Source organism: Halomonas sp. I1, from assembly GCF_032334135.1.
Classification (GTDB): Bacteria; Pseudomonadota; Gammaproteobacteria; order Pseudomonadales; family Halomonadaceae; genus Halomonas.
Map to the genome: position 1 here is coordinate 77,011 of NZ_JAVXUS010000005.1, position 20,423 is coordinate 97,433.

Annotated in this window: 19 protein-coding genes; 8 read left to right on the forward strand and 11 right to left on the reverse strand. The window is 63.5% G+C overall.

Annotated elements, in window-relative coordinates:
• Positions 1–79 precede the first annotated feature (79 nt).
• From RSO41_RS08310 to RSO41_RS08335, 6 genes are all read right to left on the reverse strand, one after another.
• Complete coding sequence (locus RSO41_RS08310; protein WP_315618649.1) at positions 80–847, reverse strand: ABC transporter substrate-binding protein; 768 nt, start codon at positions 845–847, stop codon at positions 80–82.
• Positions 848–1,001: 154 nt separating this feature from the next.
• Positions 1,002–1,733, reverse strand: a complete 732-nt coding sequence (locus RSO41_RS08315; protein WP_315618650.1) for an ABC transporter permease — start codon at positions 1,731–1,733, stop codon at positions 1,002–1,004.
• Positions 1,733–2,437: an ABC transporter permease gene (locus tag RSO41_RS08320; protein WP_315618651.1), complete on the reverse strand. Its 705-nt coding sequence runs from the start codon at positions 2,435–2,437 to the stop codon at positions 1,733–1,735. Before RSO41_RS08320 ends, RSO41_RS08315 begins: the two co-directional genes overlap by 1 nt.
• 24 nt (positions 2,438–2,461) lie before the next feature.
• Entirely contained in the window at positions 2,462–3,232 is a 771-nt protein-coding gene (locus tag RSO41_RS08325) for an ABC transporter ATP-binding protein (protein WP_315618652.1), read from the reverse strand.
• Between the two features lie 230 nt (positions 3,233–3,462).
• Positions 3,463–4,455, reverse strand: a complete 993-nt coding sequence (locus RSO41_RS08330; RefSeq protein ID WP_315618653.1) for a succinylglutamate desuccinylase — start codon at positions 4,453–4,455, stop codon at positions 3,463–3,465.
• Positions 4,445–4,705 (reverse strand): hypothetical protein, encoded by a 261-nt coding sequence (locus RSO41_RS08335; RefSeq protein ID WP_315618654.1) that lies wholly within the window; start codon positions 4,703–4,705, stop codon positions 4,445–4,447. The genes RSO41_RS08330 and RSO41_RS08335 overlap by 11 nt, the downstream gene beginning before the upstream one ends.
• 100 nt (positions 4,706–4,805) lie before the next feature.
• Here RSO41_RS08335 and RSO41_RS08340 point away from each other — a divergent pair, with 100 nt between their 5' ends.
• Positions 4,806–5,726, forward strand: a complete 921-nt coding sequence (locus RSO41_RS08340) for a class I SAM-dependent methyltransferase (RefSeq protein WP_315618655.1) — start codon at positions 4,806–4,808, stop codon at positions 5,724–5,726.
• Between the two features lie 3 nt (positions 5,727–5,729).
• Here the strand turns inward: RSO41_RS08340 and RSO41_RS08345 are convergent, their stop codons facing one another.
• Positions 5,730–6,668, reverse strand: coding sequence for a 4-hydroxyproline epimerase (locus tag RSO41_RS08345; RefSeq protein WP_315618656.1), 939 nt, complete (start codon positions 6,666–6,668; stop codon positions 5,730–5,732).
• Between the two features lie 120 nt (positions 6,669–6,788).
• Between RSO41_RS08345 and RSO41_RS08350 the strand changes: the two genes are divergently transcribed.
• From RSO41_RS08350 to RSO41_RS08360, 3 genes are all read left to right on the forward strand, one after another.
• Positions 6,789–8,132, forward strand: a complete 1,344-nt coding sequence (locus tag RSO41_RS08350; RefSeq protein ID WP_315618657.1) for an FAD-dependent oxidoreductase — start codon at positions 6,789–6,791, stop codon at positions 8,130–8,132.
• Between the two features lie 63 nt (positions 8,133–8,195).
• Positions 8,196–9,629 carry a Na+/H+ antiporter NhaC gene (nhaC, locus tag RSO41_RS08355; protein ID WP_315618658.1) on the forward strand — a complete coding sequence of 478 codons (1,434 nt, stop codon included), beginning with the start codon at positions 8,196–8,198 and terminating at the stop codon, positions 9,627–9,629.
• A 270-nt stretch (positions 9,630–9,899) separates the two neighbouring features.
• Positions 9,900–11,477, forward strand: coding sequence for an alkaline phosphatase (locus RSO41_RS08360; protein WP_315618659.1), 1,578 nt, complete (start codon positions 9,900–9,902; stop codon positions 11,475–11,477).
• Positions 11,478–11,539: 62 nt separating this feature from the next.
• Here the strand turns inward: RSO41_RS08360 and RSO41_RS08365 are convergent, their stop codons facing one another.
• Complete coding sequence (locus RSO41_RS08365) at positions 11,540–12,235, reverse strand: GntR family transcriptional regulator (RefSeq protein ID WP_315618660.1); 696 nt, start codon at positions 12,233–12,235, stop codon at positions 11,540–11,542.
• A gap of 243 nt (positions 12,236–12,478) precedes the next feature.
• On the opposite strand from RSO41_RS08365, the gene RSO41_RS08370 reads away from it, so the two are divergent.
• The gene (locus RSO41_RS08370; RefSeq protein WP_315618661.1) at positions 12,479–13,426 is read left to right on the forward strand and encodes a dihydrodipicolinate synthase family protein; all 948 of its coding nucleotides are present in this window, start codon (positions 12,479–12,481) and stop codon (positions 13,424–13,426) included.
• Positions 13,427–13,514: 88 nt separating this feature from the next.
• A complete protein-coding gene (locus RSO41_RS08375; protein ID WP_315618662.1) occupies positions 13,515–15,092 on the forward strand; it encodes an aldehyde dehydrogenase (NADP(+)) in 1,578 nt (525 codons plus the stop codon).
• A 118-nt stretch (positions 15,093–15,210) separates the two neighbouring features.
• Here RSO41_RS08375 and RSO41_RS08380 read toward each other — a convergent pair whose 3' ends face one another.
• Positions 15,211–16,284, reverse strand: a complete 1,074-nt coding sequence (locus RSO41_RS08380; protein WP_315618663.1) for a tartrate dehydrogenase — start codon at positions 16,282–16,284, stop codon at positions 15,211–15,213.
• A 135-nt stretch (positions 16,285–16,419) separates the two neighbouring features.
• Between RSO41_RS08380 and RSO41_RS08385 the strand changes: the two genes are divergently transcribed.
• A complete protein-coding gene (locus tag RSO41_RS08385; RefSeq protein ID WP_315618664.1) occupies positions 16,420–17,370 on the forward strand; it encodes a LysR family transcriptional regulator in 951 nt (316 codons plus the stop codon).
• A complete protein-coding gene (locus RSO41_RS08390; protein WP_315618665.1) occupies positions 17,367–18,686 on the forward strand; it encodes a glycosyltransferase in 1,320 nt (439 codons plus the stop codon). Before RSO41_RS08385 ends, RSO41_RS08390 begins: the two co-directional genes overlap by 4 nt.
• Positions 18,687–18,692: 6 nt before the next feature.
• Here the strand turns inward: RSO41_RS08390 and RSO41_RS08395 are convergent, their stop codons facing one another.
• Together RSO41_RS08395 and RSO41_RS08400 are read right to left on the reverse strand one after the other, a co-directional pair.
• Positions 18,693–19,370, reverse strand: a complete 678-nt coding sequence (locus RSO41_RS08395) for a TVP38/TMEM64 family protein (protein WP_315618666.1) — start codon at positions 19,368–19,370, stop codon at positions 18,693–18,695.
• 105 nt (positions 19,371–19,475) lie between these two features.
• Positions 19,476–20,423 carry an ABC transporter substrate-binding protein gene (locus RSO41_RS08400; protein ID WP_315618667.1) on the reverse strand — a complete coding sequence of 316 codons (948 nt, stop codon included), beginning with the start codon at positions 20,421–20,423 and terminating at the stop codon, positions 19,476–19,478.

A 20,423-nucleotide genomic window follows, 5' to 3' on the forward strand; every position in this document is an offset into this window, starting at 1 on the left:
AGGTCAAACGAATGCGGCCCCTGTCTCCAGGGGCCGCAAAGCATGGCGAATGCACGAGGTGCGTCAAGCGCCGCAGGGCTTATTCACTGAAGTACTTGGCTTCGATTTCGTCGTAGGTGCCGTTTTCCTTCAGGGTAGCGAGGGCCTCGTTGAAGGCTTCGGCCAGCGCTTCGTCGCGCTGACGAAAGGCGATGCCGAACCCTTCGCCGAAGTACTCCTTGGGTTCGGTGATCTTCTCGCCCACGGTCTGGTAGTCGCCGGCCTCGCTGTCGAGCAGGGTGGACTTGCCGATCGGGAAGTCGAGGAAGACGATGTCCAGGCGACCGGAGTCCATGTCCAGCACCATGTCGTCGGCCGTGGCGTAACGGTTGACGTCGGCCACGTCGCCGTACAGGTCGGTCACGTAGTTGTCCTGCAGGGTGCCGCGCTGCACGCCGATGGTCTTGCCTTCGAGGCTTTCCTCGCTCGGTGTTTCGATGTCGGTATCGGTCGGCGCGAACCAGGCGGAGGGCGGGGTAATGTAGGGGTCGGAGAACAGTACCTGTTCACGACGCTGATCGTTGATGGTCATGGATGACATGATGGCGTCGTACTTGCGTGCCTGGAGGCCGGGGATGATGCCATCCCAGCCTTGGACGACCCACTCGCACTGGATACCGATCTCTTCGCACATGGCATTGCCGAGTTCGATGTCGAAGCCGGTCAATTCGCCATCGGGGGTGCGGTATTCCATGGGCTCGTAGGGGACATCGACGCCGATGCGGATATCGCGGACCTCGGCGTTGGCGACGCCGGCGATCATGCTGGCGCCGAGTACGCCGATGCTCAGTAGTTTGTTGAGTTTCATGAATCATTTCCCTTTTTGTTGATGGCTTCACCGCAAGGCCGGGTTCGTATGTTGAACGGCGCCCAAGGGTGGCGACTCGTCCACGATAGCCGAAGGCGGGACGGGTCGAAAGGCCGTGAACGAACGTTGTGAACCAACGTTCGTTCGACGGTCGTCAGCCGCTTGCCGGCTTGAGGTGGGCGAGCAGCCGCTTCTCCAGGTGACGGAAGAAGTAGATGATCGTGAACGTCAGGCAGAGGTAGATCGCCGCGACGAACAGGAAGGCGTCGAAGGGCGCGTAAAAGCGGGCATAGACGAAGCGGGCCGCTCCGGTCAGGTCCATGATGGTCACCACGCTGGCGATGGCGCTGGCATGAAGCATGAAGATCACCTCGTTGCCATAGGCCGGCAGGGCGCGGCGAAAGGCGCTGGGCAGCACGATGCGGCGCAGCATCAGAGACCAGGACATGCCGTAGGCCCGGGCTGCCTCGATCTCGCCCTTGGGGGTTGCCTTGATGGCGCCGCGGAAGATCTCGGTGGTGTAGGCACCGGTATTCAGCGTGAAGGCGATCAGGGCTGGTACGAACGGCTTCTCGAGGATGACCCACAGCCAGGTGTCCTGAATGCCCTCGACGAAGACCACGCCGTAGTAGATCAGGTAGAGCTGGACCAGCAACGGTGTGCCACGAAACACGTAGCAATAGAAGAAGATCGGCAGGCGAATCCAGGCATGCCTGGAGCCGCGGCCGATGGCAAGCGGCACGGCCAGCACGAGGCCAATGATCAGCGAGAGGAAGACCAGTTGGACGGTGGTCACCAGGCCCTCGCCATAGTAGGAGAGGGTCTGCAGGGTGAAGATGCTGTTGTCGGCCAGTTGGGTCTGCAGCCAGTTCATCAGGCTTTCCATCAGTCCGCCTCCCCGTAGCCGATGTCATAGCGTTTCTGTAGTCGTGCGAAGCCCCACTCGGAGACGCTGGCGATCAACAGGTAGATGACGGCAACGATGATCATGAAGGTGAAGGGCTCGCGGGTCGCCTTGGAGGCCTCGGCGGCCACCTTGACCATGTCGGACAGACCGATCACCGACACCAGGGCGGTGGTCTTGAGCAGCACCATCCAGTTGTTGGATAGCCCTGGCAAGGCGTGACGCATCATCTGCGGGAAGCGGATGCGTCGAAACACCAGCCAGTGGGACATGCCATAGGCGCGCCCGGCCTCGATCTGGCCATTATCCACGGCAAGGAAGGCGCCGCGGAACGTTTCGCCCATGTAGGCTCCGAAGATCAGGCCGATGGTCACTACGCCGGCGACGAATTCGTTGATATTGATGAAGATATCGATGTCGAACCGGTTGTAGAGCCAGTCGGTAAACATGTTGACGCCGATCTGGCCGCCGAAGAACAGCAGCATCATCAACACCAGATCGGGCACGCCCCGGATCAGGGTGGTATAGAGGGTGCCCAGGCGATGCAGCACCCAGTTGCGCGACATCTTGGCACTGGCGGTCGCCAGGCCCAGCACGATGGCGAGTATCAGCGACAGAACCGCCAGTTCGATGGTGACCAGGGCGCCTTCCGCGAGGCGCGGGCCGTAGCCGTGCAGGTCGATCATGGGAGTCTCCTCATCCAGGCCGCGTCAGTGCTTGGGCGCCAGGAATTGCTTGAGCCGCTCGGAGTTCGGGTTGCCGAGGACCTGATCGGGAGGTCCCGCTTCCTCGACCTGGCCCTGATGCAGGTAGATCACCTGGGTGGAAACGTCGCGGGCGAAGGCCATCTCGTGGGTCACGACGATCATGGTGCGGCCTTCTTCGGCGAGGTCTCGCATGACCTTGAGCACATCGCCGACCAGTTCCGGGTCGAGGGCCGAGGTCGGCTCGTCGAACAGCATCACTTCAGGGTCCATGGCCAGTGCCCTGGCAATGGCGCCACGCTGTTGCTGGCCGCCGGAGAGCTGAGCCGGATAGTAGTCGGCGCGTTCACCGAGGCCGACGCGCTCGAGCAGCTGGCGGGCATGCTCGGTGGCCTCGCGCTTCGACTTGCCGAGCACATGGACCGGTGCCTCGATGACGTTCTCGAGCAGTGTCATGTGGGCCCAGAGGTTGAAGCTCTGGAAGACCATGGACAGCTTGGCCCGCATGTTGACGACCTGCTTCCAGTCAGCCGGTTCACGACCGTGCCTTGTCTCCTTGAAGAGGATCGACTCGCCGTGGACGATCAGCTCGCCTTCGTTGGGTTGCTCCAGGAGGTTCATGCAGCGCAGGAAGGTGCTCTTGCCGGAGCCGGAGGCTCCGATGAGGGTGATGACATCACCCTTGTGGGCTTTCAGGGAGAGGCCCTTGAGGACTTCTGTATCGCCGAAGCGCTTGGTGATATTGCGCACTTCCAGCGGAATCGGTGTATCGGCCATGAAACGGGCTCCAGTTCGGGAAAGGTCGCCTGGGTCGGGACCGGACAGCGTGTGGGCCGGCGCGAAAAAGGTGGGCGATTCTAACAGGCCAGACGGCCATCGGCAGGCCATGTCGCGGCATCAGGAATGCGACCTTGGTCTATGGAGGCAGTGACTCTGAACATGAAATAACTCCAACTTGTTGTTATTTTGCAGTTTTATTCACCGTTAGTGAAGCGTGTAAGGCGTCGTTATTCCGCTGCGGTACTCCGGGCTGGGGTCACCAGCAGCGCCGCCCGAGCGCCAAGCTCGACCCTGGCGTTGGGAAAGACCACGCGCAGGGGGGTATCGCCGACCGTGAAGGGGCCTGCTTCGGCATCTTCCGATAGCCGCGTACCGGGGGCGAATTCGGTGAAATTCGGGGTGTCATCGGGAAAGCATAGCCGGAAGGTCTCGGCATGGCGGATCAGTTCGTGCTCAACCCGAAAGAAAGCCAGACGAGAGGGGCTGGCCGATGCGGGTTCGCGTGCTTCGAGCAGTGCATCGAGCAGCCGGCCCATGGGTGCCAGGGGCTCGAGGTCATTGGCGCCGAAGGGAAGGGCTCGGCCGAGCTCCAGGGTAAAGGCCTGGGCGCCATGGTAATGCTTGCTGTAGTGAGAGAAGGTCCAGCTGTGGTCGTGCTGGTGAAGCACTGCCTGAATATCGGCACCGGCCAACCATTGCCACTGTTCGGGCGTGGTGGCGGTGTCGGCGTAGGGCTCGACCGCGAAGCGCGGGTACTGACTGTCGCGTATTGCCGTGTGCAGGTCGTAGTGCAACCGGCGGCGGTCTGGGTGGCGCTCATAGAAAGCATCGACCGCTGCCATCAAGGTGCGGGCTCGCTCCGGTTCCATGCCGTCTTCTGACAGGTCGCGTCGGAACAGGCGATTGAGATTGGTGTTGACGAAGCGGGTCCCGGCGCGGATGGCCTCGAGGTTGCCCAGGATAACCAGGACGGGGCCGCCCAGGCGCAGCATGCCGGCTTCCAGTCGAGCCAGGCTGGCACCGAGCAGCTCGATGGGAGCCGTTTCATTGCCGTGGATGCCGGTCGACAGCACGACCGCAGGCGCCTGCGTTTCGTTGGTATTTGGCGTGAGTTCCAACAGCCCCGGACCCAGCAGCCTGAATCTTCCTCCCGGTATGTCGCCGCATTCGGGACTCGAGGTCGATCCGTCCAGACTTCGTTCCAGCCAGTCAGCCAGCATGGTGATTATCCCGGCAGGGCGTGAAGGCGTTCTCGACGCTGGCGCGTCGGAGGCACGGCGAAGTGATCATGTCGCTCCCGGTCGTGGTTTCGTTATTGGCCCCGTTACCATCATCACTGTCGGGTGAGGGCTCAATACCCGGCGTCGACTTGATGAAAGAGGCGGGTGCGATAATGAAAAGCCATGCCGTGGGGGATGGCTGCCCCGCATGATCGATATAGGCATCATCGCCCGAGTCGGTGATGGTCAAACCGCCGCTATTCTGGGCGATGATACCCTTGGCGCATTGAGTGGCTGGCGACCCTCGGCGCCATGGGTAACGGGAACGGCGGAAAGGGAGAGAAAAGAGAATGACGAACGGTGGCCGTGGTGGAGAAAGCTGTAATGGATGGGGGCAGGCAGGCCCGTCCCGGGATGCCGAGCGGTTGGCCCGGCACTATGCCGGCGCCGACGGAGCAGAAGGTGGAAATCGCGACACCTTGGTCGGCCGGTTGCGTCGGGCCTTTGTCGCCAGCGGACGTAACCCGGACCGGCTGTCTCTCGATGACATTGCCGGTATTGATCAACTGCACCTGGGGGGGCGGCGTGCCAGCCGCTCACTGGCGAGGCTCGGTGCGCTCTCGCCGGGTGACAGGGTGCTGGACGTCGGGTGCGGGACCGGCGGCGCCAGTCGGTTGCTTGCCGAGGAGCATGGCGTCGAGGTGGTCGGGATCGATATCACCGCCGCTTTCATCGAAGTGGCCGGCTGGCTGAGTCGTGCCACGGGCCTGTCATCACGTACTCGGTTCAGTTGTGCCGATGCCGCTCGGACGCCGTTGCCGGATGCCTGTGCGGAGGTCATCTGGTGCCAGCATGCGTTGATGAACATGCCCGACGTGGAAGCGGTGCTGGCGGAGTGGCGTCGTCTGCTGGCGCCCGGGGGGCGGGTGCTGTTGCATGAAGTGGTGGCCGGTGACAATCCGGCCGCCTTGACGCTGCCGGTGCCCTGGGCCAGGGAGCGAGCCACTAGCCACCTGCAGACGCGGAGGTGCCTGGAGCAGCGGCTGGAAACGGCGGGCTTCCAGCCGGTCGATGTCACTGATGTCACCGCCGAGGCACTGGCCTGGCGCCGCAAGCACGGTCGTCAGGCATCGGGTCACCAGTCATCGGCCGCACTGCCCGGGCCGGCCGATCTCTTCGGTGACATCTTCAGCGAGATGGGGCGCAACCTGCTCGACAACCTGGCCGACGACAGGGTGCGCATCATTGAGGGAGCCTGGGTGACGACATGAGTATCAAGTGTCGGAGGTGATTCCCCAGGCGAAAGGATCCGTCTCGTCGACAAGCAGAGAAGCTTCCGCGCTGATATGGGCTCTACCGCGCAAGTAAGGGCGAATCCGGTCGTTCTCTGGTTCGTAATGGGCCACGAACTCGCTGCCGGTGATACTGGCCTGACGCCAGGGCTGGCCGGGAGCCAGCTTGCCGTCGGCAGCCAGGCAGGCCAACTTTGCGCTGGTACCGGTGCCGCAGGGTGAGCGGTCATAGGCCTTGCCGGGGCAAAGCACGAAGTTGCGGCTATCGGCGCGAGGGTCCTCGGTGAACAGCTCGATATGATCGATCTCCCCTCCGTCTTCACCGGTGATGCCCTGTGCCTCGAGTGCCTGGCGGACCGCCCAGGTGAAGTCGGTCAGGGCATCGACGTTGTCCAGCGTCAGGCGTCGATCGTGATCGCTGATCAGGAAGAACCAGTTGCCGCCCCAGGCGATGTCGCCATGCACTCGACCATGGCCGGGCACTTCCAGGGGCACCGACTGACGATAGCGATAGGCCGGCACATTGCGCACCGTCACGTCTCCCTCGTCATGCAGTGTGGCCTCGACACTCCCCACCGGCGTATCGATCCAGTGTCGGCCCGGCATTAGCCGGCCCTGATGAGCCAGCGAGGCCACCAGGCCGATGGTGCCGTGGCCACACATGCCTAGATAGCCGCTGTTATTGAAAAAGATGACTCCACAGGTGGCTTCCGGCGTCTCTGGCTCGCAAAGCAGGGCGCCGACCAGGACGTCATGCCCCCGTGGTTCCAGCATGCAGGCGGTGCGCCAGCGATCATGCTTGCCACGCAGCCGTTCGAGCTTCTCACACAAGCTCCCTTTGCCGAGATCGGGAAAACCTTCCATCACCAGCCGCGTGGGTTCTCCACCGGTATGGGAATCGATCACCTGGATGCGTTTCATGCATCGTCCTCTCGTTGTGGGGTGGGGATGACCGGGTGGTTCGATCCTGGTCGACCAGGGTTGCCAAGATAGATTATATATTTTATACATTCAACGGAACGCATCTCAGGCGCCCATCAAGTGAGTAGAACGATCATGACCCAGGCGAGCCCCGATCCGAAGGCTTTCTCGCAAGTTCGATCCACGGCGAATACTGCCGTTGACGATGCTGACATCGCGGTAGTCGGTGCCGGCGTGGTCGGTACTGCCTGTGCCCTGGAGCTGGCTCGCCAGGGCCTACGAGTGCGGGTGCTGGACCGCGGCGAGCCGGGCATGGGGGCCTCTTTCGGCAATGCCGGTCACCTGGCCACCGAGCAGGTCTTCCCCATCGCCGATGCCTCTCTGCTGAAGCGTATCCCCGGGATGCTGATGGATCCACTGGGACCGCTGCGGCTGGACTGGCGGTACCTGCCGAAGGCCACTCCCTGGCTGGTGCGACTGCTGTGGAACCTGCGCCCCTCCCCCTATCGGCATAGCGTGGCAGGTATCCGGGCACTCAATGAAGCGAGTCTGGCGGCCTGGCGGGAGCTGCTGGCGTCCATCGGACGTTCCGGTCTGCTCTGTGGGCACGGTTCTCTGCTGGTGCACGAGAGGGCCGAGACAGCGGATGCCCTGGCAGCGTCGGCGGCACGTTTCGCTGGCCAGGGCGTCGCGCAGGAGTGGTTGAACGGTGAGGAAGTCCGTCGTCGGGTTCCCGAACTGTCGGAGCGTATCCGCGGAGGCCTCTTCTTTCCCGAGACCGGTCATGTGATCGACCCCCACTGGGTGGTAACGGAACTGGTGAGGGCCGCCAGGGCCGCCGGAGTGCGTTTTTCTCGGGCCACCGTGAAAAGCGCTCGGGCCGATGCCCGTGGCGTCCGCCTGGAGACGAGCCAAGGCAGCCTGGCAGTGCCTAAGGTGCTGGTCGCCGCCGGTGCCCACTCGGCGCCTCTGGTTGCCGAACTGACGGGGGTACGGGTTCCGCTGGATACCGAGCGTGGCTACCACCTGATGTTGCCACGGGAGGGGGAGCGGATCTCCATGGCGGTCACCTCTCTGGAGCGGCGTTTCATCATGACGCCCATGGCAGAGGGATTGCGCCTGGCCGGCACCGTGGAGTTCGCCGGCCTCGAGCGACCGCCGCACATGGAGCGTGCCTGGCGGCTCCGCGAGCTGGCACGAGGTTTGTTCTCTCGCCCGCTGGACGAGGCGGATGCGACTTCCTGGATGGGGTTCCGACCGTCCTTGCCGGATTCACTGCCGATCATCGACCGGGCCGGCCCCGAGGGGCGGGTCTGGCTCGCCTTCGGACATCACCATCTCGGGCTGACCCAGGCGGCAGTCACTGCTCGTCTGGTCAGCCAGTTCATTTCTCCCGAGAGGGAGTCGACGGAGTCGGCACTGCCGTCGCTGGCCCCCTACCGGCTGGCACGCTTTGCCAGATAGCCAGGCCGGCGCTGGCCGGCATCAAGCCAATCAACATTGCGACAACAACAAGTGGAGTGAGTCATGAACGAGCAGCAAGCGGGGGGCCGCCTGCCTTCCTTGGGTGAAGTGGGTGCTGTGATGGTGGGGTTTATCGCCATCATGTTCCTGTTCATCAACGTCTTCGAATTGCCGATCCAGTTGGCGCTGTTCACGTCCTGGTTCCTGGTAATGGGGCTCGGGGTGAAGCTCAAGCTTTCCTATGACGCCATGCAGAAAGGGCTGATCGACGGTATCCATAATGGCATGGAGGCCGTGCTGGTGCTGACGACCGTGGGGGCATTGATCGGCACCTGGATCGCCGGTGGCATCGTGCCCAGCATCATCTACTACGGCCTGTCGGTGATGAATCCGCAGATCTTCCTGTGTGCGGCCTTCATCATCTGTGCCGTCACTTCCCTGTCCACGGGAACGTCGTTCGGCACGGCAGGAACCGCCGGGGTCGCCATGATCGGCATCGGTCATAGCTTTGGCATTCCATTGCCTTTGGTGGCGGGGGCAGTGATTTCCGGTGCCTATGTGGGCGACAAGATGTCACCGCTGTCCGATACCACCGTGATGACAGCGTCGCTGTGCCGGGTCGGATTGGTGGACCATATCCGTTCCATGTCGTTGGTCAGCGGCCCCGCCGCCCTGATCGCCGCCCTGCTGTTCCTGGTGGTGGGCTTCTTCTATGTCGGCGAGGGCGTCGATACGCAACGCGCGGACATGGCCATGCAGGCCCTGCAGTCACATTTCACCATCAATGGATGGCTGTTGCTGCCGGCCGTTGTCGTCATCGGCCTGCTGATTCGTCGCTATCCCGCCATCCCGGTGATCACCTTCGGGGCCGTGATGGGGATCCTCTGCGCCTGGCTGGCCCAGGATGTGGCACCGCTCGATGCGATGCGGACTGCCTATGTCGGCAATGCCATGCAGTCCGATGTGGACTTCCTCAACACGCTGCTCAACCGGGGTGGCATCGAATCCATGCTCGGGGTCATCGCGTTGATCCTGTTCGCCCTGGGGCTTGGCGGGTTGATGGAGCGCGTCGGTGTGCTGCAGACGATCAGCAACGGCTTCCTGCGCTGGGCCGACAATCCCGGTCGTCTGACGATCTCCACCATGCTGGGGGGCTTCTTCGGCAACTTCTTCGGCGGAGCGGCCTATGTCTCGCTGATCACTGCCAGCACCATTACCGAGAAGAACTACGACAAGCAAGGTATCGATCGTCGCGTGCTGTCCCGCAACGCCGAGGCCGGTGGCACCATCACCACGCCCATGGTGCCCTGGACGGATGGCGGTGTCTTCATGGCCATGACGCTGGGTGTCTCCACGCTCTCCTATCTGCCGTTTCTCTGGTACCACATGCTGGTGCTGCTGATCACCATCTTCTACGGCTACGCCAATATCGCCATCTGGCGGACCGGTGAGTCGCAGGAGGACACCGCTGTCCCGGGTGTCGCCACGAACGCCTGAGCAACGTGTTCTGACCATGCCGTGGGTACCTCGGCATGGTCTCCACCAACGGCCGGATCACTGACAGGGGCGCCTGGCTGTTGGTAGGGCGGCTGGGTGCCTGACATGATCGTGGGGTTCTAGGCCGTGCATTCTTGATGGGACATCTCGGGAGGAGACTGACCTGCTAAAAGAGTTGAATTAATGAACGCGGATGATAGATCGTAATACAGTGCGCTATTGCGCACTGCCGAGAATAAACGACAAGAAGGATGAAGCATGACATCTTGCATGAAGCAAAAGACGGCAGTTGGCCCCCTGCTTGGCGGCGTGTTGCTGGCTTCGGTCGCGGTGCCGGCCAGTGCTGCCGAGATCAAGAACGTGATTCTGATGATCGGGGACGGCATGGGACCCCAGCAGGTGGGGTTGCTGGAGACCTATGCCAACCAGGCCCCCGATTCCATCTACGATGGCGAGTCGACGGCGTTCCACCAACTGGCCAAGGAAGGTGTCGTCGGTTTCTCCCTGACGCATCCCGAGGATGCTGTTGTCGTGGATTCCGCCTGCTCCGCCACGCAATTATCGACCGGTGTCTTTTCCGGTAGCGAGGTAATCGGTATCGATGCAGAGGGCAATCCTGTCGAGACGGTACTCGAGCTGGCCCAGGCCCAGGGCAAGGCGACCGGTCTGGTCTCGGATACTCGCCTGACCCATGCCACACCTGCGGCCTTTGCCGCCCACCAGCCCCATCGTTCGCTGGAGAACGAGATTGCCGAAGACATGCTCGAGGTGGGGCCCGATGTCATGCTCTCGGGCGGGCTGCGCCATTGGGTTCCGCAATCGGCGAGCGAGGATGCCGAGGTCGCGAGCCTGATGGATGGCGCTTATGAGCCGGTCTCCAAGCGCCAGGACGATCGAAACCTGCTCGCGGAAGCCGCCGAAAAGGGCTATGGCCTGGCGTTCAACCGCGAGCAACTCGAGGCCAGCCAGAGCGACAAGCTGCTGGGCCTGTTCGCCAACTCCGGCATGGCCGATGGTATCGAGTATCGCAATACCAAGGGCGATGCCGAGCGCCTCGAGCCGACCCTGCACGAGATGACGCAGACGGCACTGAACAGGCTCGAGCAGGACGAAGACGGTTTCTTCCTGATGGTCGAAGGTGGCCAGATAGACTGGGCCGGACACTCGAATGATGCCGGTACCATGCTCAACGAGATGGTCAAGTTCGAGGAAGCGGTTCAGGGCGTCTACGAATGGGCTGAAGGACGCGACGACACCGTGATTCTGGTCACGGCGGATCATGAAACGGGTGCGTTCGGGCTCAGCTACTCATCGGCCAACCTGCCGGAACCGCAGGAGAGGTCGGGGCCCGCCTTTGCGGAGCGGGACTATGCGCCCAACTTCAACTTTGGCGACTTCTCGATTCTCGATTCCCTCTACCAGCAGAAGGCTAGCTTCGCGACGCTGCTGAGCGAGTTCGGGACGCTTGAAGAGGAGCAGAGAACGCCGGCTCGCCTGATGGAAATGGTCAATGCCAACAGCGACTTCCAGATCGACGAGGCGCAGGCGGAAGCGGTTCTTGCCGACAAGCCGAACCCCTACCACGTGGAAGGGCACAGTTACCTCGATGCCGAGGAGGTCCCGGCCATCCAGGACTTCGATGCGTTCTACCCCTATAACGACCGAGGCGATGTCCTGGGACGTGTCCTGGGGACCGAGCAGAACGTTGTCTGGGGCACCGGCACCCATACCCATACCCCGGTGAATGTCTTTGCCTGGGGGCCGGCCGAGACCATTCTGCCGGTATCCTCGATCCAGCATCACTCCGAGGTTGGCCAATACCTCAAGTCAGTGGTCGCATCCGACTAAGCGCCTGTCGGAGCGGGGGGCCCTACTGGCAGGATGTGGCCGGGAGGGCCGCCTCGTAATTGCTACTTCTGACGTTCCAGGTGGGGGGTGTCGGGCGTCTGGCTGGCTTGGACCCGCCCCTCCAGCACGGCGACGATCCCCTCGCAGGCTTCCAGAATATGCCGCTCCAACAGTTCGCAGGCGGCGTCGGCCTTGCCTTGCCTGGAGAATTCGAGCAGATCGTGGTGTTCTCGCTCGGCCTTCTCGATCTCTCGGGTATACAGCAGCTGCATGCGGATATAGCGGTCCGATTTGGTATTGAGCTGCGATACCAGGTTCATGGCCTCGGGGAGGTCGGCGGGGCGGTAGAGCGCCTCGTGGAAAGCGAAGTTGTAGTCGCTCCAATTGTCGATCTGGCTGCCGCTGTCGAGGGCGGCATCATATTCCAGGAGAATCTGTCCGGCCTTTTGCAGGGCAGGCTCGGTCATCCGGGGAATGGCTTGTCGCAGCAGGTGCCCCTCCAGCAGTACCCGCAAGTCGAAGAGTTCGCGGATCTTGGACACCGAGAGTTCGGTAGTGAAGGCGCCTCGGTGCGGGTAAAACTCGACCAGGCCCTCGGCTTCGAGGGTGAGCAGTGCCTCGCGCACCGGGATCCGGCTCACGTCATAGTCCGCCGCCAGGGCATCCTGGCGTAACTGGGTACCCCCGGGGAACTCGCCGCTCAGGATACGGTGGCGGATATCATCGGCAACGAACTGGGCGCGGGTCTTGTAGGCCATGGTGGGGTCGGCGGCTCGAAAAGGAAGTTTTATACAGTATACATGAGCCGTTGGTCATTCTGGAAAGTCGCCATACGGCGCTCGATGAGGCCGCGTTGTCCAGCGTGGGGAAAGAGGCGTCCCGGCAATGGCCATCTTTTTGGTCAGGATGGCTTCAAAAATCTTTTTGAAGATTGTATAAAATATAAAAAGAACGACAACCCATGCACTGGACTGGTCCGAGAAACCTCAGAGGAAGCAACGATGAGCGACAATATTTTTACTGGCTGTATTCCTGCCCTGATGACGCCCTGCACACCAGAGCGGAAACCGGATTACGACGCGCTCGTCGCCAAGGGACGAGAACTCATCGAGACTGGCATGAGCGCCGTGGTGTATTGCGGATCGATGGGTGACTGGCCGCTGTTGACCGAGGCAGAGCGCCAGGAGGGCGTGGCACGACTGGTTGCTGCCGGGGTGCCGACGATCGTGGGCACTGGTGCAGTGAACTCCAAGGAGGCCGTGTCCCACGCGGCTCATGCCGCCAGAGTCGGCGCCCAAGGGTTGATGGTGATTCCCCGCGTGTTGTCGCGCGGCACCTCGGTGGTAGCCCAGAAGGCGCATTTTTCCGCCATCCTGAAGGCGGCGCCCAACCTCCCGGCGGTGATCTACAACAGCCCCTACTATGGCTTTGCCACTCGTGCCGACCTGTTCTTCGCGTTGCGTGAAGAGCACCCGAACCTGATCGGTTTCAAGGAGTTCGGTGGTGCCGACGATCTGCGCTACGCGGCGGAAAACATCACCTCTCTGAGCGATGACGTCACTCTGATGGTCGGTGTCGACACCACGGTGTTCCATGGATTCGTCAACTGTGGGGCGACCGGTGCGATCACTGGCATCGGCAACGCGCTACCGCGGGAGGTTCTGCACCTCGTCTCGTTGAGCAAGCAGGCCGCTCGGGGCGACGTCAAGGCGCGCCGCCAGGCTCAGGAACTCGAAACGGCCCTGGGTGTGTTGTCTTCCTTCGATGAGGGGCCTGACCTGGTGCTGTATTACAAGCACCTCATGGTGCTGAACGGCGAGCGCGAATACGCGTTGCACTTCAATGAAACCGATGCCCTCAGCGATGCACAACGCCACTATGTGGAGGCGCAGTACGCGCTGTTCCGCGAGTGGTATGCGCAGTGGTCCGTTTCCATCCGCGAGTCATGAAACGGCGGTTGGGTCGAAGCGAGGTTACGTTCGCGTCCTGGGTCCTCTGTGTGTCCAGAGGGAAAGGACAGGCATCAAGGAGACGAACATGATATTGGAAGGCAAGTTGCTGATTGGCCAGCAGGCCATCGAAGGCCGTCGTGAGGCCATCCAGGCCATCAATCCGGCCACCGACGAGCGCCTCGATCCGACGTATCCCGGGGGGACCCGGGCCGACGTCGAGCGTGCCTGCGAACTGGCCTGGACGGCGTTCGATGGTTACCGCGAAACGTCGCTGGAGACACGTGCCGCGTTTCTCGAGACCGTGGCCGATGAGATCGAGTCGATAGGTGATGCCTTGATCGAGCGTGCGGTGTCCGAAACCGGCTTGCCGCGGGCGCGAATCCAGGGCGAGCGGGGGCGGACTTGCGGGCAACTGCGGTTGTTCGCCAGGACCGTGCGTGCCGGTGAGTGGCTCGATGTGCGCATTGACCCTGCTTTGCCGGATCGCCAGCCTCTGCCGCGCGCCGATCTGCGTCAGCGTCATGTTGCTCTCGGTCCGGTGGTCGTGTTCGGCGCGAGCAACTTTCCGCTGGCCTTCTCTGTTGCCGGTGGCGACACGGCGTCCGCTCTGGCCGCCGGTTGCCCGGTGATCGTCAAGGCGCATTCCGCACACCCCGGTACCAGCGAGCTGGTCGGTCGTGCGATTCAGGCCGCGGTCAAGAAGTGCGACCTGCCGGAAGGCGTGTTCTCCCTGCTGTTCGGCTCCGGCCGCGAAGTCGGCCAGGCGCTGGTCTCCAACCCGCGAATCAAGGCGGCCGGCTTCACCGGTTCGCGGCGCGGCGGCTTGGCGCTATGGCAGACTGCCCAGTTGCGTCCCGAGCCGATTCCCTTCTACGCCGAAATGAGTTCGATCAATCCGGTGTTCCTGCTGCCGGCGGCGCTCGAGGCGCGTGGCAAGGCGCTGGGTGAAGCCTTCGTCGGCTCACTCAACATGGGAGCCGGCCAGTTCTGTACCAACCCGGGGCTGGTGATCGCGATCAAGAGCCAGGGGCTCGATGACTTCTTGGCAGCCGCCGGAGACGCCGTCGAGGACAGCGCCGCCCAGACCATGCTGACCCCGGGCATCTTCGAGGCCTACGAAGGTGGCGTTGCTGCGCTGGCGAGCAGTGGCCGGGTTCGCGAAATCGCCCGTGGCCGGAAAGGCGAGGGCCCCAACCAGTGCCGAACCGGCCTGTTCGCGACCTCGGCATCGGATTTCCTTGCCAGCGAGGCGTTGCAAGCGGAAGTCTTCGGCGCCGCTTCGCTGGTGGTCGAATGCGCGGATGCCGAGGAGCTCGTCAGGCTGGCCGAGCATCTGGAAGGCCAGCTCACTGCCACGCTGCAGATGGACGATGCCGATCTGGATGCCGCTCGTACGCTACTGCCGACACTCGAGCGCAAGGCGGGACGGATTCTGGTCAACGGCTGGCCGACCGGCGTCGAAGTGTGCGATGCGATGGTCCATGGAGGTCCTTTCCCGGCGACGTCGGATTCGCGCACCACGTCCGTGGGCACCGCGGCGATCTTCCGTTTCCTGCGCCCGGTCTGCTATCAGGACATGCCGGATGCGCTGCTGCCGGATGCCCTCAAAGGGCATAACCCGCAGGGCCTCGGCCGGCTCGTCGATGGTCAGCGGGAAGGCTGATCTTACCGGCCACGGTTGACCCGAGCGACGGGTCCCTTTCAGGGATAGTGGCTCGGGTCGGGACGCAAGGCCGACCAGCGATGCGGGGCTTCACGCACGATCCTTGTGCGTCTCTCGATCAGCTCGCTATCCGTTCGGCGATGGCCTGGCCAAGGGCCTCAGTCGAGCCTTGGCCGCCGAGGTCCGGTGTCAGTAGACGTTCGTTACCCTCGTCGAGCACCGCTTCGATGGCGGTGAGCATGGCGCGGCCGGCTTCGGGATAGCCGAGATGCTCGAGCATCATGGCGCCAGACCAGATCTGGCCGATGGGGTTGGCGATGCCGCGACCCGCGATGTCGGGCGCGCTGCCGTGCACCGGCTCGAACAGGCTCGGGAAGCGTCCTTCCGGGTTGATGTTGGCCGAAGGCGCCACGCCGATGGTGCCGGTACAGGCCGGGCCCAGATCGGAGAGGATGTCGCCGAACAGGTTGCTGGCTACCACCACGTCGAACCAGTCGGGATGCAGCACGAAGTTGGCGGTCAGGATGTCGATGTGGAACTGGTCGACCGAGACTTGCGGATAGTGCTCGCCCATCGCCGCCACGCGCGTGTCCCACCAGGGCATGGTGATGGCGATGCCGTTGGACTTGGTGGCCGAGGTGAGCTTCTTGCGGGGACGACTGGCGGCCAGGTCGAAGGCGTATTTCAGGACCCGGTCGACGCCGGTGCGGGTCATCACCGTTTCCTGGATGACCACCTCGCGCTCGGTGCCCTCGAACATGGTGCCGCCGACGCTGGAGTATTCGCCCTCGGTATTCTCGCGTACCACATAGAAGTCGATGTCGCCGGGGCGTCGGCCGGCCAGCGGGCTCTTGATGCCGGGCAGCAGGCGGCAGGGGCGCAGGTTGACGTACTGGTCGAATTCACGTCGAAACTGCAGCAATGACCCCCACAGCGAGATATGGTCCGGAACCTTTTCCGGCCACCCCACCGCGCCGAAGAACAGGGCATCGAACTCGCCGAGGGTCTGGCGCCAGTCCTCGGGCATCATGCGGCCATGTTCGAGGTAATAGTCGCAGCTGGCGAAGTCGAACGTCTCGAAGTCGAGCGCGATATCGAAGCGTCGGGCGGCGGCTACCAGGGCGCGTCGGCCCTCCGGTGCCACCTCGGTGCCGATGCCGTCGCCGGGAATGACGGCGATACGATGGGTCATGATGTCGCTCCTCTTGAGGTTCCACAGTGTCTGGTCGGGCGCCGAGTGCCCGGATCAGGGACAGCCTACGCCCTGGGCTCGAAAAGATAATCCGCCTAGAATGAAAGGTATTATTGCGCATGAGTGGAGAATGCCTTGACCCAACTCGATGATCTGGCCTTCTTCCAGCGCCTGGCTCAAGCCGGCAGCCTGACTGCCACGGCCCGTGAACTGGGGCTCTCGCTCTCGGCGGTCAGTAAGCGGCTCAAGCAGCTGGAGGCGCGCCTGGGCGTATCCCTGGCCAGCCGCACGACTCGGCGATTGACGCTGACCGCCGAGGGCGAGCTCTACCTGGGGCGAGGGGCGGCGATCCTCGACGAGCTCGACGAGCTGGAAGAAACGCTGGGCGATCATCGCGCCGAGTTGTCCGGCCCGTTGCGCATCAATGCCACCTTCGGGTTCGGTCGGCAGCATGTGGCGCCGTTGTTCTCGTCCTTCTGCGCCCGGCATCCGCGTATCGAAGGTAGCCTCGAGCTGACCAACTTTCCTGCCAGCCTGTTCGATCAGGGGTTCGATATCGGCATCCGGGTCGGCGAGCCGCCGGATTCCCGCCTGGTGGCGCGTCGCATTCTCGCCAGCCGGCGCGTGCTGTGCGCCGCCCCGGCCTATGTGGAAACGATGCCGCCGCTGCGGGACCCCCGCGACCTGTCGTCGCATCCCTGTCTGGTGATCCGCGAGAACGGCAGCGACTACGCCGTGTGGCGGTTCCAGCATCGTGACAGCCCGAGCGAGGAACGCGCGGTGAAGGTCGCGGGTCCCATGGCCAGTAACGATGGCGAGGTGATCCGCCGGTTGGCCCGCGACGGCCATGGCGTGGCACTGCGTTCCTGGTGGGATGTGCACGATGATCTGGCCGCCGGACAACTGGTCGAGCTGCTGCCGGAGTGGCGGGGCGTGCGTGCTGACTTCCATGCCGTGTATCATCAGCGCCGCCATGTGCCCTTGAGGATTCGCGCCTTCATTGCCTATCTGGAGCGGGAGATGGCAGGACGCGTGCCATCGCGCGTGCTTCCCCGACGAGTTCTGACAGGAGAGTCGCCCCAGTGAATGTGCTGATGTTCACCAACACCTATCAACCGATCGTCGGTGGGGTCAGCGAGTCGGTACAGCGGCTCAAGCGTCAGCTGTGCATGGCTGGCCATCGCGTGCTGGTGGTGGCGCCGCGCCTGGAGGGACAACCCGAGGACGAGACGGATGTGGTCAGGGTAGCGGCGGTGCAGCACTTCAACGGCAGCGATTTTTCCCTGCCGGTACCAATGCCCGGGCAACTCTACGAGGCCATCGAGGACTTCGAGCCGGATATCGTCCACTCCCACCATCCCTTCCTGCTGGGCGATACCGCTGCGCGTGCCGCCGAGACCTACGGTCTGCCATTGGTGTTCACCCACCACACGCTCTATGAACACTATACCCATTATGTGCCCGGGGATTCGCCACGCATGCAGCGCTTCGCCATCGCGCTTGCCACTCAGTACAGCTGGTTGTGCGACAGCGTCATCGCGCCCAGCGAAAGCATTCGCGACCTGCTGCTCGAACGCGAGGCCAATTCGGCGATCCGGGTCGTCCCGAGCGGCGTCGACACGACGCACTTTGCGCTCGGCAATGGTGAAGACTGTCGGCATCGGCTGGGTATTCCTGCCGATGCCTATGTCATTGGCCACCTGGGACGGCTGGCCCGGGAGAAGAACCTGCCGTTCCTGGCCGAGGCGGTGTCACTGGCGCTGCTCGAGCGGCCAGAGGCGCATTTCCTGGTCGTCGGGGATGGCGATGCCGCGGAGGCAATGCAGGAAATCGCCGAGGAGCGGGGCGTGGCGGCGCGCTTCCACTTCACCGGGCGTCTGCAAGGGCGGGCCTTGATCGACGCCTACCATGCGATGGATGTCTTCGCCTTCGCGTCGCATAGCGAGACTCAGGGCATGGTGGTGGCCGAGGCGATGGCGGCGGGATTGCCGGTCGTGGCAGTTGCCGCGCCGGGCGTCGTCGAGGTCGTGGAGGATGGCAAAAACGGCCGCCTGCTGCCGGAAGACGATGCCGAGGCGCTGGCGCGCGCACTGGACGAACTGGCCGATCCGCGATGTCGCGAACCGTTGCGCCAGCATGCCCTGGAGACGGCGGCCGATTACGACGAGCGTCGCTGTGCCGAGCGTTGCCTGCTGGTCTACCGCGAGGTCATCGCCCGCGGGGGACCCTTCACCCACGCCGACGATGGTGGCTGGGACCGGGTGCGGGGCCGTCTTGGCGCCGAGTGGCAGATGCTGCGCTACCGGGGCCGGCTGCTGCGTCACCTGGTCCAGGAAGAATGGGAACAGGAGCGCCCTTCCTGGTGGCCGGGTGGGCGACATGGGGAATCCAGCGTTCCCTGAGCGCCTTCAGCGGCGACGACGTCGCTCCGCCCAGCGCTTGAGGCCGTAGAGGACCCCGATACCCGCCAGCAGCCCGATCAGGGCCAGGACCACTTCCCGAGCACTCTGTGCCGTGACCAGATCGCCCAGTTGGCTGCCCAGCAGGGTGACGCCCGCCAACCCCGGCACGATCCCCAGGGTCGAGCCGATCATGTAGTCGCGAAAGCGCAGGTGAAAGGCGCCGGCCATCATGTTGGTCAGGGTGAAGGGCGCCAGTGGCAATAGGTTGACCACCGTCATGGTGCGGATACCGCGACCCGAGAGGTAGCGCGAGAGTCCCTTGAGATGCTTGCCGCCGTGGCGCATCAGGGCATCGCGTCCCAGTCGTCGGCCGATCCACCAGGTCAGGACAGAGGCTGCCAGCGTGCCGGCCAGTGCGTAGGCGAATCCCCACCAGGGGCCGAACAGCAGGCCGGTCAGGGCGACCAGCAGGCTCAGTGGAAACATCACCAGCGAGGCAGCGGCATAGACGGCGATCACCACCAGCACCGCCCAGTTGGCGTCACGCCAGGCGACCGAGCCCTTGGCCAGGGTCATCAGGTGGTCCACGGTGAGCAGATCCTGCATGGCCAGCCATTGCCACAGCAGGCCGAGGGAGGCAAGGGCGAGCAGGATGATGAAGAGAATGCTGAGTGGGCGGGACATGAGGCGAACGGTTTCCTGGTGAACGTCTCGCCACAGGATACGGTAGAGAACCCGATGGCCAAAGCGGCCATCGGGCACTATCACGTCGGGCGGTGCGATATCGTCTTATTCGTCAGAGCCCTGGTCGAAGGAGCCCTTGACCGCTGGCCAGGCCGGGTCACCATCATGCGTCGTCACGCCTTCCAGCATGGCCTGGACGCGCTCGGGATGCTCGCTCAGCCACTGTCGGGCCACGGCCTCGACGCCTCGCTCCTTCTGGCCGAACTCGCGAATCATCCAGCTCTGCTCTTCGGCGGAGAAGGTGAAGTCGGCAAAGAAGTCGACCAGGTTGGGATGCGCCTCGGCGTAGTCGCTTCGGGCCACGGTCAGCACCTGGCTGGCGCCGTTGTTTTCGCCGAACAGGTCCTTCGGGTCGTCGAGATAGCGCATGTTCAGGTCGAGGTTCATCCAGTGGGGCGTCCAGCCGACCCAGACGATGGGTTTCTCGCGGGAGATGGCGTCGCGGGCGGCAGTGAGCATGCCGACCACGCTGGTATCCACCAGTTGCCAGTCGCCCAGGCCCCAGGCGTCGTTGTCGATGGCCTCGTTGAGGATCTCGCTGGCCGCGGAGCCGGCGCCGAAGCCGAATATCTTGCCCTCGAAACGCTCCCGATTGGCGTCCAGGTCGGCGAAGCTCTGAATGCCCTGTTCATAGAGGTACTCGGGGACGGCCAGGGTCATGCGTGCGCCGTCGACGTTGTTGGCCAGCGAGGTGATGGCGCCGCTTTCTTCGAGCGGTGTGTAGATGCTGTCCTGGGCCGGCAACCAGCCGCCGAGGAAAACATCCAGGTCCCCGCTGTCGAGCCCCTGGTAGACGACCTGCATACCGAGTTCCTCGGAACGCGTCTCATAGCCGAGGGGTTGCAGCAACTGCGCGGCGATCTCGGTCTTGACGGTGATGCCGGGCCAGGCCGGCACGCCGAAGTCCAGGGTGGCATCGTCGGCCACCGCCGGTGCGGCAAGGCCGAGGGCCAGCGGCAGGCTCAACAGGGCGGATGTCGAACAGACTCGCAT

Coding starts and splice junctions, on each gene's coding strand:
- RSO41_RS08310 (WP_315618649.1), bottom strand. CDS start 847: ATGAAACTCAACAAACTACTGAGCATCGGCGTACTCGGCGCCAGCATG.
- RSO41_RS08315 (WP_315618650.1), bottom strand. CDS start 1,733: ATGGAAAGCCTGATGAACTGGCTGCAGACCCAACTGGCCGACAACAGC.
- RSO41_RS08320 (WP_315618651.1), bottom strand. CDS start 2,437: ATGATCGACCTGCACGGCTACGGCCCGCGCCTCGCGGAAGGCGCCCTG.
- RSO41_RS08325 (WP_315618652.1), bottom strand. CDS start 3,232: ATGGCCGATACACCGATTCCGCTGGAAGTGCGCAATATCACCAAGCGC.
- RSO41_RS08330 (WP_315618653.1), bottom strand. CDS start 4,455: ATGCTGGCTGACTGGCTGGAACGAAGTCTGGACGGATCGACCTCGAGT.
- RSO41_RS08340 (WP_315618655.1), top strand. CDS start 4,806: ATGACGAACGGTGGCCGTGGTGGAGAAAGCTGTAATGGATGGGGGCAG.
- RSO41_RS08345 (WP_315618656.1), bottom strand. CDS start 6,668: ATGAAACGCATCCAGGTGATCGATTCCCATACCGGTGGAGAACCCACG.
- nhaC (WP_315618658.1), top strand. CDS start 8,196: ATGAACGAGCAGCAAGCGGGGGGCCGCCTGCCTTCCTTGGGTGAAGTG.
- RSO41_RS08360 (WP_315618659.1), top strand. CDS start 9,900: ATGAAGCAAAAGACGGCAGTTGGCCCCCTGCTTGGCGGCGTGTTGCTG.
- RSO41_RS08365 (WP_315618660.1), bottom strand. CDS start 12,235: ATGGCCTACAAGACCCGCGCCCAGTTCGTTGCCGATGATATCCGCCAC.
- RSO41_RS08370 (WP_315618661.1), top strand. CDS start 12,479: ATGAGCGACAATATTTTTACTGGCTGTATTCCTGCCCTGATGACGCCC.
- RSO41_RS08375 (WP_315618662.1), top strand. CDS start 13,515: ATGATATTGGAAGGCAAGTTGCTGATTGGCCAGCAGGCCATCGAAGGC.
- RSO41_RS08380 (WP_315618663.1), bottom strand. CDS start 16,284: ATGACCCATCGTATCGCCGTCATTCCCGGCGACGGCATCGGCACCGAG.
- RSO41_RS08395 (WP_315618666.1), bottom strand. CDS start 19,370: ATGTCCCGCCCACTCAGCATTCTCTTCATCATCCTGCTCGCCCTTGCC.
- RSO41_RS08400 (WP_315618667.1), bottom strand. CDS start 20,423: ATGCGAGTCTGTTCGACATCCGCCCTGTTGAGCCTGCCGCTGGCCCTC.